The organism is Thermodesulfobacterium geofontis OPF15 (assembly GCF_000215975.1).
In the GTDB taxonomy this organism is placed as follows: Bacteria; Desulfobacterota; Thermodesulfobacteria; order Thermodesulfobacteriales; family Thermodesulfobacteriaceae; genus Thermodesulfobacterium; species Thermodesulfobacterium geofontis.
The window spans coordinates 342,254-355,017 of sequence record NC_015682.1; the positions used below are offsets into that span (position 1 = coordinate 342,254).

At 32.6% G+C, this 12,764-nt stretch carries 14 protein-coding genes; 8 read left to right on the top strand and 6 right to left on the bottom strand.

Annotated elements, in window-relative coordinates; genetic code table 11:
* From rfbA to rfbD, 6 genes are all read left to right on the top strand, one after another.
* On the top strand, positions 1 to 876 hold the full coding sequence (gene rfbA / locus TOPB45_RS01825) for a glucose-1-phosphate thymidylyltransferase RfbA (protein WP_041430452.1): 876 nt from the start codon (positions 1 to 3) through the stop codon (positions 874 to 876).
* Positions 877 to 1,097: 221 nt separating this feature from the next.
* Positions 1,098 to 1,349: a type II toxin-antitoxin system HicB family antitoxin gene (locus tag TOPB45_RS01830; protein WP_144011510.1), complete on the top strand. Its 252-nt coding sequence runs from the start codon at positions 1,098 to 1,100 to the stop codon at positions 1,347 to 1,349.
* Complete coding sequence (locus tag TOPB45_RS01835) at positions 1,342 to 1,569, top strand: type II toxin-antitoxin system HicA family toxin (protein WP_013909159.1); 228 nt, start codon at positions 1,342 to 1,344, stop codon at positions 1,567 to 1,569. The genes TOPB45_RS01830 and TOPB45_RS01835 overlap by 8 nt, the downstream gene beginning before the upstream one ends.
* Before the next feature lie 19 nt (positions 1,570 to 1,588).
* Positions 1,589 to 2,146, top strand: a complete 558-nt coding sequence (gene rfbC / locus TOPB45_RS01840) for a dTDP-4-dehydrorhamnose 3,5-epimerase (protein WP_013909160.1) — start codon at positions 1,589 to 1,591, stop codon at positions 2,144 to 2,146.
* Between the two features lie 2 nt (positions 2,147 to 2,148).
* A complete protein-coding gene (gene rfbB / locus TOPB45_RS01845; protein WP_013909161.1) occupies positions 2,149 to 3,141 on the top strand; it encodes a dTDP-glucose 4,6-dehydratase in 993 nt (330 codons plus the stop codon).
* Positions 3,138 to 3,971 (top strand): dTDP-4-dehydrorhamnose reductase, encoded by an 834-nt coding sequence (gene rfbD / locus TOPB45_RS01850; protein ID WP_013909162.1) that lies wholly within the window; start codon positions 3,138 to 3,140, stop codon positions 3,969 to 3,971. Before rfbB ends, rfbD begins: the two co-directional genes overlap by 4 nt.
* A gap of 102 nt (positions 3,972 to 4,073) precedes the next feature.
* On the opposite strand, the gene TOPB45_RS01855 is transcribed toward rfbD, so the two are convergent.
* The 3 genes from TOPB45_RS01855 to TOPB45_RS01865 all read right to left on the bottom strand — a co-directional run bounded on the left by TOPB45_RS01855 (position 4,074) and on the right by TOPB45_RS01865 (position 5,667).
* A complete protein-coding gene (locus tag TOPB45_RS01855; RefSeq protein ID WP_013909163.1) occupies positions 4,074 to 4,484 on the bottom strand; it encodes a type II toxin-antitoxin system VapC family toxin in 411 nt (136 codons plus the stop codon).
* Positions 4,484 to 4,714, bottom strand: a complete 231-nt coding sequence (locus tag TOPB45_RS01860) for a DUF2281 domain-containing protein (RefSeq protein WP_013909164.1) — start codon at positions 4,712 to 4,714, stop codon at positions 4,484 to 4,486. The genes TOPB45_RS01855 and TOPB45_RS01860 overlap by 1 nt, the downstream gene beginning before the upstream one ends.
* 200 nt (positions 4,715 to 4,914) lie before the next feature.
* The gene (locus tag TOPB45_RS01865; RefSeq protein ID WP_013909166.1) at positions 4,915 to 5,667 is read right to left on the bottom strand and encodes a coiled-coil domain-containing protein; all 753 of its coding nucleotides are present in this window, start codon (positions 5,665 to 5,667) and stop codon (positions 4,915 to 4,917) included.
* A gap of 168 nt (positions 5,668 to 5,835) precedes the next feature.
* On the opposite strand from TOPB45_RS01865, the gene TOPB45_RS01870 reads away from it, so the two are divergent.
* Entirely contained in the window at positions 5,836 to 6,441 is a 606-nt protein-coding gene (locus TOPB45_RS01870; RefSeq protein WP_013909167.1) for a sugar transferase, read from the top strand.
* A gap of 34 nt (positions 6,442 to 6,475) precedes the next feature.
* Positions 6,476 to 7,645 (top strand): geranylgeranyl reductase family protein, encoded by a 1,170-nt coding sequence (locus tag TOPB45_RS01875; RefSeq protein ID WP_013909168.1) that lies wholly within the window; start codon positions 6,476 to 6,478, stop codon positions 7,643 to 7,645.
* Here TOPB45_RS01875 and TOPB45_RS01880 read toward each other — a convergent pair.
* Genes TOPB45_RS01880 through TOPB45_RS01890 form a run of 3 tightly spaced genes read right to left on the bottom strand, consistent with a single transcriptional unit; the run spans position 7,632 to position 12,748 of the window.
* Positions 7,632 to 8,873, bottom strand: a complete 1,242-nt coding sequence (locus TOPB45_RS01880; RefSeq protein WP_013909169.1) for a GumC family protein — start codon at positions 8,871 to 8,873, stop codon at positions 7,632 to 7,634. The two genes, TOPB45_RS01875 and TOPB45_RS01880, sit on opposite strands and share 14 nt — an antisense overlap.
* Before the next feature lie 49 nt (positions 8,874 to 8,922).
* Positions 8,923 to 10,341, bottom strand: coding sequence for a capsule assembly Wzi family protein (locus tag TOPB45_RS01885; RefSeq protein WP_013909170.1), 1,419 nt, complete (start codon positions 10,339 to 10,341; stop codon positions 8,923 to 8,925).
* Positions 10,325 to 12,748 carry an SLBB domain-containing protein gene (locus TOPB45_RS01890; protein WP_013909171.1) on the bottom strand — a complete coding sequence of 808 codons (2,424 nt, stop codon included), beginning with the start codon at positions 12,746 to 12,748 and terminating at the stop codon, positions 10,325 to 10,327. Before TOPB45_RS01890 ends, TOPB45_RS01885 begins: the two co-directional genes overlap by 17 nt.
* Positions 12,749 to 12,764: the final 16 nt, after the last annotated feature.

Sequence of the window (12,764 nt, forward strand, 5' to 3'; positions counted from 1 at the left end):
ATTAAAGCGGTGATTCTTGCAGGTGGCTCAGGAACAAGGCTTTATCCGGTTACTCAGGTGGTAAATAAGCATCTTCTTCCTATCTACAATAAACCTATGATCTATTATCCCCTCTCTTTAGCTATGCTTTTAAAAATTAGAGACATAGCCTTAGTTGTTAATCCTCAGGATAGGGAGAGCTTTGAAAAGCTTTTTGGGGATGGTTCTCATTTAGGAATGAAGATTTCTTATATTATTCAAGAAAAGCCAAGGGGATTGGCTGAAGGATTAATCCTTGCTGAGAAGTTTTTAGATGGAAGCAGTGTTTTCTATCTTCTTGGGGATAATGTAGTTTTTGGGCATAATTTGCCTTTAGTTTTAGAAGAAGCTTTAAATGAGGTTTTAACAGAGGGTGGGGCTTTTTGCTTTGGCTATGCAGTGCCAGACCCTGAAAGGTTTGGTGTAGTTGAGTTTGATGCCTCTGGGAGAGTTCTTTCAATTGAAGAAAAGCCAAAAAAGCCAAAATCTAATTATGCGGTGATAGGAGTTTACTTCTTTGATGAGAAGGCACCTGAAGTGGCAAAAAGAGTTAAGCCCTCAAAAAGGGGAGAGTATGAGATAACTTCTGTGCTTGAAGAGTATTTAAAAGAGGGGAGTTTAAAGGTAAAGCTACTTGGAAGAGGTTTTGCCTGGTTTGATGCAGGAACTCATGATAGCTTTTTAGAAGCAGGGGAGTTTGTAGCAACGATTGAAAAGCGAACCGGACTTATGATTGGGTGTATAGAAGAGATTGCTTACAGAAACGGCTGGATTGATAGAGAAGCCTTGATTAAACTTGCAAAGCCTTTAAGCAAAACTGAGTATGGGAAGTATTTGTTGAAATTGGTTGATGAGTAGTCGCCAGGATTTTGGAATTACTTTTGAGGTTCCTTGAATTATGTTTAAATTTATGTATCTTATTACTTAGAAGCTAAATGAATATGCAAAAATGAAATCCCTCGAGGGAATTAAAAATTTTTCTAAAAAGCAACGAGATAATTTTTAAGAGAATTTAAAGCTAAAATCTCATTGATAGTTTAGGTATGAGTTAAACAAAAGAAGGAGGTGATTTGATGTTAATACGTACATTTACTGCTGTTATTTATAAAGAAGGTGATATTTACGTAGCAGAATGTCCTGAAGTTGGGACGGTAAGCCAGGGATACACAATTGAGGAAGCAATTGCTAATCTTAAAGAGGCAACTGAGCTGTATCTTGAAGAATGCTTATCAAAAGAAGGGTCATCAACTGGTTTATATATTAAAGAGTTTGTACTAAGAAAGAGCTCGAAGCCTATTATTTCTACTTTTGACACTACAATTAATGTTTAAACTAAAGAATATTTCAGGTGAAGAAGTTATAAGAAGATTAGAGAAATTAGGATTTTATAAAGTTCGTCAACGTGGCAGTCATGTAGTTTTAAAGAAGCAAACATCTGAAGGAGAAATTGTTTGTGTAGTTCCTTTGCACAAGGAGTTAGCAATAGGTACTTTACGTGGTATTTTAAGACAGGCCAAGCTTACAATTGAAGAATTTTTAAGTTGCGAATAAAATTTTTGATTAAAATCCTATGCCCTTTGAATTTATAAGACTTGAGATTCCAGATGTAGTGCTTGTTAAGCCTAAGGTTTTTGAGGATGATAGAGGCTTTTTTATGGAAACATACAAGGCTTCTGATTTCGCAAAGGCTGGGATAGATTTTTCTTTTTGCCAGGATAATCATTCTAAATCTAAAAAGGGTGTACTGAGAGGGTTACATTATCAGCTTGAGCCAAAGGCGCAAGGAAAGCTTATAAGGTGTATTAAAGGAAAGATTTGGGATGTTGCAGTTGACCTTCGCCTTGGCTCTCCTTGGTTTGGGAAATGGATTGCGGTAGAACTTTCCGAAGAAAATAAATGCATGCTGTGGATCCCAGCTGGCTTTGCCCACGGGTTTGTTGCACTTGAAGATTGTGAAATAATCTATAAATGCACTGAGGAATATGCACCAGAATTAGACCGAGGGATAATCTGGAATGATCCAGATTTAAACATTCCTTGGCCTATTAAAGATCCGATACTTTCTTCTAAAGATGCAAAGCTACCGAGGCTAAAGGATGCTGAAATAAATTTTTATTACAGAGGTTAGAAATGAAGCTACTTGTTACAGGAGGAGCAGGTTTCATTGGGAGTGAATTTGTTAGGCAAGCAGTTAGAAAGGGCTATCAGGTTGCGGTAGTTGACGCCCTTACCTACGCAGGCGACCTTGAAAGACTAAAAGAGGTTAAATCTAAGATAAACTTTTATCAAGTAGATATTAAAGATTATGCTTGTCTTGAGGAGGTATTTAAGCAGGAAAGACCTGATGCAGTAGTCCATTTTGCTGCAGAAAGTCATGTAGATAGGAGCATCCTTGAACCAAGAGCCTTTTTACAAACAAACATTGAGGGGACTTTTAATATACTTGAGCTTGCCAAGGCTTTTAAAGTTAAAAGATTTGTTAATGTGTCAACCGATGAAGTTTATGGCGAGCTTGGGGATGCCGGAAAGTTTACGGAAGATTCTCCTCTTAAGCCCAATTCTCCTTATTCGGTCAGCAAAGCAAGTCAAGACATGCTTGGAAGGGCTTATTTTAGAACCTATGGTCTTCCTGTGATTACTGTTAGACCATCAAATAACTACGGGCCTTGGCAGTATCCGGAAAAGCTAATTCCTGTAGTTATAGCTAAGGCATTAAAAGATGAGCCTATCCCAATATATGGCACAGGGCAAAACGTGAGGGAATGGTTATACGTTTCTGATTGTGCAGAGGCTATTTTAATGGTTTTGGAAAGGGGTATTCCAGGTGAGGTCTACAACATCGCAAGCGGGATTGAAAAGAGAAACATAGAGGTGGTAAAGGCAATACTTAAGCTCCTTGGAAAACCTGAAAGTTTGATCGAGTTCGTAAAGGATAGACCAGGACATGACTATAGATACGCGATGGATGCAAGTAAAATTAATAGGGAGCTTGGCTGGAAGGCAAAGACTGATTTTGAAACTGGACTGGCTCTAACAGTTAGGTGGTATTTGGAACACAGAGATTGGCTTGAAAGAAAGGTAGCTGAGCTTAAAGATTTCTGGAAGAAAGTTTACAAAAAATGAAATTTCTTATTACTGGGGCACGAGGACAGCTTGCAAGAGAATTTATATCCTATTTTCAAGAAAAAGGCTATGGTTTTGCTGCTTTCCCTAAGGACGAGCTTGATGTTTCCGACTTTGAGAAAGTTTATCAAACAATCAAAGAGATTAAACCAGATATTATTATTAATTGTTCAGCTTACAATCAGGTAGATTTAGCTGAAAAGGAAAAACATCTTGCCTATAAAGTAAATACTATCGGGGTTTATAACTTAGCCATCTCTGCAAGAGAAATTAAGGCAAAGCTTGTTCATTACTCAACGGATTATGTGTTTGACGGGACAAAGACAGGATTTTATACGGAGGAAGATCAGCCTAATCCCCTAAATGAATATGGAAAAAGTAAACTTTTTGGGGAATTCTTTATACAAGAAGTACTTGAAAATTATCTAATCTTTCGGGTAAGCTGGGTTTATGGAAAGGGTACTCAAAACTTTCTTTATAAGCTTGAAGAATGGGCTAAGAAACAGGAAGTATTAAAAATAGCGGTTGATGAGTTTTCGGTGCCAACATCTACCAGAACGATCGTTGAAGTAACCCTTAAGGCTCTTGATGAGGGATTGACCGGGCTTTCTCATCTAACAAATTCTGGCTATGCCTCTCGCTATGAGTGGGCAAAAGAGTATTTTAAGTTAAAAGGGATAAATAAGCTTATTTATCCTGCTTTGCAAGCTGATTTTAATCTTCCTGCTAAAAGACCAAAGTGGTCGGTGATGAGTAATGAAAAAATTAGCAAAGCCTTAGGGATCACTATAAGAGACTGGAGGGAGGAGTTAAAAAGTTTAATTAGATGAGTACAGGATTAGAGGGAAACTTAAGTGATTGGGAGCTCATAAATTTATTAAAAGTAAGCTTTATCTTATGAAAAAACAAGGAGATATTTAAACTTAATAGGTCTAAAGTTTAAACTCTTTTAATATATCTTCTGGGGTCTTACGACCTCTTTTTGTGCGATCAAAATCACTGTCAAAACTGACAATCTTAAGATCATAAAGTTCAGCTATGGTGTATTGATATGCATCATCAAAATCAAGATTAAATTGTTTAGCAACTTCTACCAATTGTTTAATATCTTTTGGAGCTAATTTCACTAAATGAATTCCATAAGTAAAGATAAGATCATCTACAAATCTTATAAATATGTCATATAATTTTTGTCTAAACAGTATAATGCCTACAGAATAAAGAGAGAATTCAGAAATATAAAGTTTTTCTTTTTGAGCAGAACGCAAAAATTTTTCAACATCATCAGCTTTTTCTTGATCAAGAATTAATTCCAAAAAGATATTAGTATCAAGAAGATACATCAATCATTCCACCATTCAAGAATTTTATGTTGTAAATCCACTGAAGTATATTTAGTACGCAAATCACGAAGAGCTCCTCTCCAATCGAGTTTTAATTTTTTTCTTTTCTCTTTCTTAAATTTAATTACCTTTTTTTCTAAAAGAAATTCTACAAAGTCTTGTACTTCTTGCTGAAGTTCAGGAGGTAATTGATCGATTAAATCTTTTAAATTGTTTTTAATAGTAGACATATTTTACTCCTTATTTTTGTATTATTTTCCTGCAAATTAAATTTGCTTTTATATTATCTTTTTTAAAAATAATACCACATGTTGCCCAATTTTCATCTAAAATATATATAAACATTTACCAAAACCCTTAATTTCAATTAAAAACTTCCAAAATTTTTTAAATTTAAGCAAAAAACTAAATTAAGAAAAAACTTTAGAACTTAATAAAATTCATAAGTAAAATAGAGTTTAATTCCTTTGCTTTCAGCATATTTCCTTATCTGAGGAGATGTTTGATGAGTTACACAAATAAGGACCTTTTCTTCAGGAAAGAATTTGCTTATTTTTTCAACTTTTTTAAGGAAATTATCTATATCTGACTTTTTAAGCTGACTTTTAGCTTCACCTAAAATTACTACAGATTTTCCGTTAATTTTGCCTTTGCCATAAATGTTTATCTCCTCATATTTATTAAGTGCAACTTCTATATAGTCTCTTATTAGTCTTCCTTCTATTTTTATATTAAAATCTCTTTGAAGAAGTGCAGGAAGATATTTATAAGCCTCATTTTCTATAAAATATCCAATACTATGAGCTAAACCACCAAGCTGTTCTCTTGTCTTTCTATGTTCATCTATAAGCTTTTCTAATTTTTCTTCGGTTCTTTTTTGAGCCTCGGCAAGTTCTGCAACTGTTTTTTTAAGCCTTGTTAATCTTTCTTCTGCTGATTTTTGAGCCTCAGCGAGTTCTGCAACTGTTTTTTCAAGTCTTGTTAATCTTTCTTCTGCTGATTTTTGAGCCTCGGCAAGTTCTGCAACTGTTTTTGTAAGTTTTTTAACTTCTTCATTTAGATCTAAAAAATCTTCCCTTCTTACAATCTCTCCCCAGTATTTTATTAACTTAAGAATAACAGCTTTTGTTTTGGGGTCTAACTCTTCTAAACTTTCGTAAAGGTCTATCGGAATAACTTGCATCGCCCTTTATCCCAAGATTTTTTATTTTTCAATTATACATCTTTTTTGCAAAAATTAAAAGAGTTCCAATTTTATAAACATACCCCTGAAAGGAGAAGATATTTGACTAAAGTTTAAGAATTATGTATAATATTTTACTTTAAAAATTAAGATTACATAGATAAAAAGGTGAAAAGATATTTCATATTTAAGAGACTTTTTGATATATTTTTAGCATCTATTGGGCTTATTCTTTCTTTACCACTTTGGCTTATTATTGCTATCGCAATTAAATTAGAAGATGGTGGCCCTATTTTTTATTCTCAAGAGAGAGTAGGTAAAGATGGTAAAATATTTCGGATTTTAAAATTTCGCTCAATGATACCTGATGCTGAGAAACAAGCTTCAGTGGCGTGGACATTTGAGAATGATCCTCGAATAACTAAAGTTGGGAGATTTCTTCGTCGCACTGCCTTAGATGAATTGCCAAGTTTACTAAGTATACTCAAAGGAGATATGAGTTTTGTTGGACCAAGAGCTCTGGCAGTTGAGGAGCAAAAGTTTCTTGAAAAAAAGATACCAGGCTTTGAAAAAAGACTTGCAGTTTGCCCTGGACTTACCGGTCTTTCCCAAGTTTACAACCCAGAAGATGATCCTTATAAAAAATTAAAATACGACTTAGAATACATAGAGAAAATGAGTTTTTGGCTTGATATAAAACTAATTTTACTTTCTTTTTATAATACCTTTACGCTTCGCTGGGATAAAAGGATTGGTAAGAAAAGACAAGAATAATTTTTCTAAAAATTCATACTGAGGAGAAAGGGAAATGAAGGAAGTAAGAAAGATATATGATGTAATTGTTATAGGAGGAGGACCTGCAGGTCTTTATACTGCTAAAATTCTTGGAGAAGCTGGATTAGATGTTTTAGTTTTAGAAGAAAAAGAAGAAATTGGGAAAAATATATTATGCACAGGGATAGTTAGCAAAGAATTTTTCGAAAAATTTGATATCTCAAAAGATTCAATTATAAGGGAAATTAGAACTGTTAAATTAATTTCTCCCTTTGGGACCTCAATCCTTTATACTCACTCATCACCCCTTGCTTATGTTATAGATAGAGGAAAATTTGATACCACCCTTTTTATAGATGCTAAATCAAAGGGAGTAGAATTTAGATTTTCTTACAAAGTATTTGATATAAATATTTTAAGAAACGGAGTAGAAGTAATTACCCAAAATTTGAAAGATTTTCAAGTTGAAAAATTTAAAGGCAAAATGATAATACTTGCAACAGGTTTTAGAATAAGGCTTTGTAAAAAACTTGGACTTGATTATCCTGTTAATTTTTTAAAAGGTGCTCAAAAGAAGGTAAAGTTAAAAGAAGATTTTGTTACCATAATAACTGGTTCTTCAATTTCTAAAGGAGGTTTTGGGTGGATTGTTCCTGAAAAAGAAAATTTTGCTCGAGTTGGGCTTATAACAGAGGGTTCTCCGAGAGAGGGGTTTAAAAATCTGGCAAAAAGTTATTTATTTACTGAAGATTTAGAAGAAGTCAGATATAAACCTATTGCACAAGGACTTGTTTCTAAAACTTTTGGTGAGAGAATAATTTCAGTTGGAGAATGTGCAGGACAAGTTAAAACAACTACGGGAGGAGGGATTTATTTTGGACTAATTTGTGCAGAGATTGCAGGAGAAGAGGTGTTAAAAGCTTTTAAAAAAGGAGATTTTAGCTCTGAAAGACTAAGTTCATATGATAAAAAATGGAAAAGCAAAATCGGAAATGAAATAAAAAGAGGCTACTTTTTAAGAAAAATGTGGGGAAAACTCACAGATGAGCAAATTGAAAAGCTATTTACTATGGTAAAATCAGATGGTTTTATAGATTACATCAGTAAAAAATTAAAATTTGACTGGCATTCTTTAACACTCATAAAGATACTCCAAAGAAAAGAGATAAGAGAAGTCTTTTTTCAACTTTTCAACTCTTATTAAAAATCTTTCTCTTAAAATTAATTTTCTTAAAATTAAAGCTAAAATTAAGGTAATTTTTTATTGTTTCAATCTTTTGCTTTTGTTCTGGGTCTTGGTTTATCTTTTCTATATATTCTTTAAAAAAGGCAATAAAAATAGAGAAAAAGAAGGCTGAAATAGTTGCAACAAGAACCATAATAGTTCTTTTAGGTTTAGCTTTTCTTTCAGGTGGGGTTGCTTTATCAATAACTGCAATTACTGGTGCATCTTTTGCTTCATCAAGTTTTGCTGCTTCATAAGCTTTTAAAAGAAATCCATATAGGTCTTCATAAAATTTTAAATCTCTCATTTTTCTTAAATATTCTTTACTTACTTCTGGAAACCTTTGAGTTGGTATAAGTGGATTTGGATTGCTTCCACCTTTAGCTTCAAGTCTTGAAAGTTCAGCTCTTAATGTTTTTAAAGCTTCTTCTGCTCTTTTTAGTTCAGGATTATTAGGTGTTGCATATGTTTTCATTGCTTTTATTTCAGCCTCCTTTGCTGCTATTTGAGCCCTCAAATTTGCTATTGAACCTATTACTGCTTTTGCCTGCTCTTCAACACTTACGGTACCAGTCTTTTCTTGGAATCTTTTCATATCTTCTTCTGCCTTTGCAAGTTCTTCCTTTACTTCTTTTAATCGCTCTTCAAAATAAATTCTTCTCTTCGATGCCTCAGTTATTCCTAAATTTTTAGTCAAATTTTTTAATTCTTCTACAAAAGCATTTGCCATATCAGCTGCTCTCTTTGGATCTTTATCATATACAGAAAGTTTAATAATACCGCTTTTTTTATCAACTGATACTTCAATATTGCTAAGAAGTTTTTTTCTTGCATCAACCCTGTAACTAACATCATAAACCTTCATTAGATCAAATTTATCAATTATTCCGTCAAGGATTGTATTACTTTTAAGAATCTCTGCATAAAGATCAGAAATACTCTTTACCCCTAACATTTCAGGAGCAATTCCAGTCATTTGCTCTACTGTTTGAGAAAGTAATTGAGAAGCAGTTAAACTTGATTGTTGAGGAGGGAGAAATTTTGTTTCTGCTTTATAGATAGGTGGGATTATAAGACTTATAATAGCTGTAATAATGGCAACTGTTAAGGTAATCCCTATTATAAGAGATTTTCTTTTAGCAAGAACTAAAAATAAATCAATAAGGTTTATTTCATCTTCTTCAATTTTTTTTATTTCTTCATTCATCTCTGTGCCCCTTTTTGTATCTTTTTATTATATCGAGCTTTTTATTATATCAAAAATTATATTTTATGCCAAAATTTAAAAGTTCTCCATTTTTAACAGGAATTTCTTCAAACCGAGCTTTAGTATATTTTAGATTAAAATCAAATTTTTTTATCCTTACGCTAAAATTTAATCCTACTTCAGTTTTTTTACTATTTGTAATATTATATTTTTCTCTATCATAAAAAATGGAAAATTTACCAATATCAGGAGAAAGGTAAGTTAATTCAAGATAAAGATCATTTGAGTCTCTTCCCATATGATGGCCGATAATCCATCCTTTATAAGTGTATCCACTTGTATAAATATGATGTATATACCAAACTGGGGAAGTTTTTGCATATTCTAATCTCAAACTTAATTCTTCAATATTTCCTATTCTTGGTAAGTAAATTCCATAAAGATATGCCCATTTATAAGGAAGTCCTCCTGCCTCATCTTCTCCATCTGCAGAAAAATAAGCTTGAAAAGGCTGTCTTTTCCAGGGAATAGTTATTTTAATATCACCCCCTGCTCTTTGATCGCCAGCTTCAACACCTGCAACATTTTCACCTTTTCCTGTAAAACTATAAAACCATGTTCTTAAACTTTCAGATCTTCCCTTTCCTCCAAGAAGTGCTGTTCTTTCAAAAGAAATTTCAGTATAAGGAGTAGGTTTAAAATTAATTCTTAAGCCCCACAAATAAGGTTCTGGTATATCTCTATCTTCTTCAAGTCTTGTTACAAAAAAATTAAACTTAAAAGGCCCAAGATATTTTAAAAAAGACGGAAGAAGAGTTGGCATAGGATTTGTAATATTTATCATAGTAAAAGGTGGAGCATTATTTGATAAAAGAATACTTCCATGAACACCAGGTCCCCACCATTGTGAATCCTTCCCAACTCTGATATCAATTCCATCAAAACCTAAAACCAAATAACCTCTTTTTATAATTAAACAATCTTTACTGTCTGAAGTTCTTAATTCAGGATTAAGATAATATGAAATATTATCTAATTTAGCCCTTGTTTCAAATCCTATTCTTAAGTTTGAACCTTTCTCTAATTTATCACCATCATTATTATAATTAAGTGATTGTAGATTTATGTCTTGGTAAAAATATTTTGTATATATTGAATCGACTGGTTTAATAAAATCAACTTTTCTGAATTCTTCATTAAATCTTTCTTTAAGTTTTTTTACAATCGATTTTATATATAAACTTTTATCTTTTGAATTTTCTTCAGCTTCTTTTATAAGTCTTGCAATTTCTTTTCTGCTCAATGGTTTTGTTGAAAGGAGCCCACTTTGAATTATACCTTCTGCCTCAAGCCTTTGAAGAAAAAAATAGGCTTCATCATCAATAGGGAGATATTCTTCTGCAAAGGAGTTTGAAACAATAATAAAGCTAATAAAAATCGCAAGGACGATTTTACTTACCAGCAGCAATCAACACTCCTGCTGTAACTGCCATGTGGAAGATTATTTCGGTAATATCTTTTATTTCTCTTAACCAGGCAATTCTTACAAGTTTTTCAGGAACAACTATTGTATCACCTGGTTCAAGTTCTAAATTATATTCCCATCTATAAAGAGATTTGCTCCATTTTAAACCAAAAAGACCTTTATTAGGTCTTACTGCAGAACCATCTACTTTAAGAACAAATACATTTTTCTTATCGGCATTTTGTGTATAGCTACCAGCAAGTTCAATATAATCTGAAAGTGTTTTATTTTTATCGTAGATAAAAGCCCCTTGATTAAAAACTGAACCTATTACCTGAATTGTTGCAGGTTTTTGAGGTATATAAATATAATCTCCGTCTTCAAGTTCTATATCAAAAGGGGTGCCTTTTAATTTCTCAGGTTCATCAATTTTAACAACCATTCTTCCTAAGGCTCTGAGTTGTCTTAATCTTTGTATAAATTGTCTTTTTTGTTCTGTCTCAACTTGCAAAATTTTTGCCTCTTCAGCTGTTAAAGCTCCTGCAATTGATGCAGAACTTATACTTAAAAGTTCTCGCTCAAGCCTATCAATCATTTCATCTATTTGTCTTTGTTGAATTTCTTTTACAGATGGTCTTATAAAAATAGCACCTCTTAAATAAGCTTTATCAGTAAATCCACCTGCTCTTTCAATAAGACTTGAAAGTTTTTCACCTTTTTTGATTGTATAGGTTCCGGGGAATTTAACTTCTCCTGCTATAGTAACAGTTTTATAAAGTTCCCATTCAGGAACAGTTCTTATAAAGATATAATCATCTTGTTGAAGTTTAATGTTATGTTCTGGATCTTCCTTAAGAGCTTTTTCTGGTGAAAAAATAATTTTTTCTGTTTTTGGACCTTGTGGGGTAGGGGTAACCCTTGTAAGTTCAGCTTTTTCTGTATAGGCATAATATTTAAATCCACCTGCCATCATTATAAGTTCACGAACTGTCATTCCTTCTTTAAATCCGTACTCACCTGGTCTTTGAATAGCTCCATAAATTCTTACAAACCTTTTATCTGGGAAAATTGGGAAAACTTTTACTATATCTCCTTTTTTAAGTTCATAATTTAAAGCTGATTCAAGGTCAGCTTCAAAAACTATTTGTCTTATATTATCAATAACTCTTTCTATTTGGACTCTCCCTTTAAATGCTATTTCAGTTAACCCACCTGCAAGCTTTATAAGATCTCCTACTGTTTTTTCATCTTTTAATTCATATATAGCTGGTACTTTTACACTTCCTGCTATTGCTACAAGCGGTCCAGCAGGTGGAATGAAAATAACATCCTCTGGCATAAGCCTAATATCTTTAGTTTTATCACCTTTAAGAAGAAATTCATACATATCAAAATGAACAATTGTTTTTCCGTTTCTTTTTACCTGTATATCTCTCATTGAACCTGTTTTACTTGGTCCTCCTGCTTCAAAAAGGGCATTTATAAGAGTAGAAAGAGATGAAACTGAATAAGCCCCTGGAGCTTTTGCATTCCCAACTACGTATACCTTTATTGTTTTGAGTTGTCCCATACTTATATTCATTTCAAAATTTTTAAAATATTTTGAAAATTCTCTATTAAGAACTTCTTTTAATTCTTTAAATGTAAGACCAGCAACATAAATAGTACCTACTTTTGGAAGATTAATATTTCCATCTCTATCAACTACAGAAACAAAATTACCTTCAATACTTCCCCATAAAGATACCCTTATTTCGTCACCCGGACCAATTACATACTCTGGTGAGACAGGAATTTTATCAACAGGAGCAAATGTTGAAGGCGGTTGTCTAAAAAAGTCATAACCAAATTGTTTAAGATCAGTAGAAATTACTACAGAATTTTTAATTCCTAAGGTTTTAAATGCAGTAGTTATTGCTTGTGAAGTTCCAATTAAAAATCCTGCATCTATTTCTAATGGAGTCAAAATTCCTTGTCTATCAACATATTTAACAACCTTTACTGGAACTGCAATTTTGCCAGATGGAGGTGTTGAGGTGTGAGAAAAACTGATATCATCCCATTTTTTAAGAACCTCCAATTGAGTATCAGTAATTATTATTTTTTCAGAAACATATTGTTCAAAATCTGAAGCTTCTTCAGGTAATTGGTAGGGTTGTAATACCTGAGGTTGTGTTAAACTTGTTTGAAAAAAAAGTTGAGGTGTCAATTGGTTTTGTGTTGATGTTTGAGGTAATGTTTGTTGTATTTGAGGTAATGTTTGTTGGGTTTGTAGTTGCTGATTTTGAATAAATGGATAAGATGTTAACGGAAATATTTGAATACCTTGTGCAAATGTAATACTTTGGGAAATTAAAAATATTAAATTTATTAATAAAGTTAAAAGATTGAAATATTTTGCTTTTCTCATAAAAATAGCTCCCCTT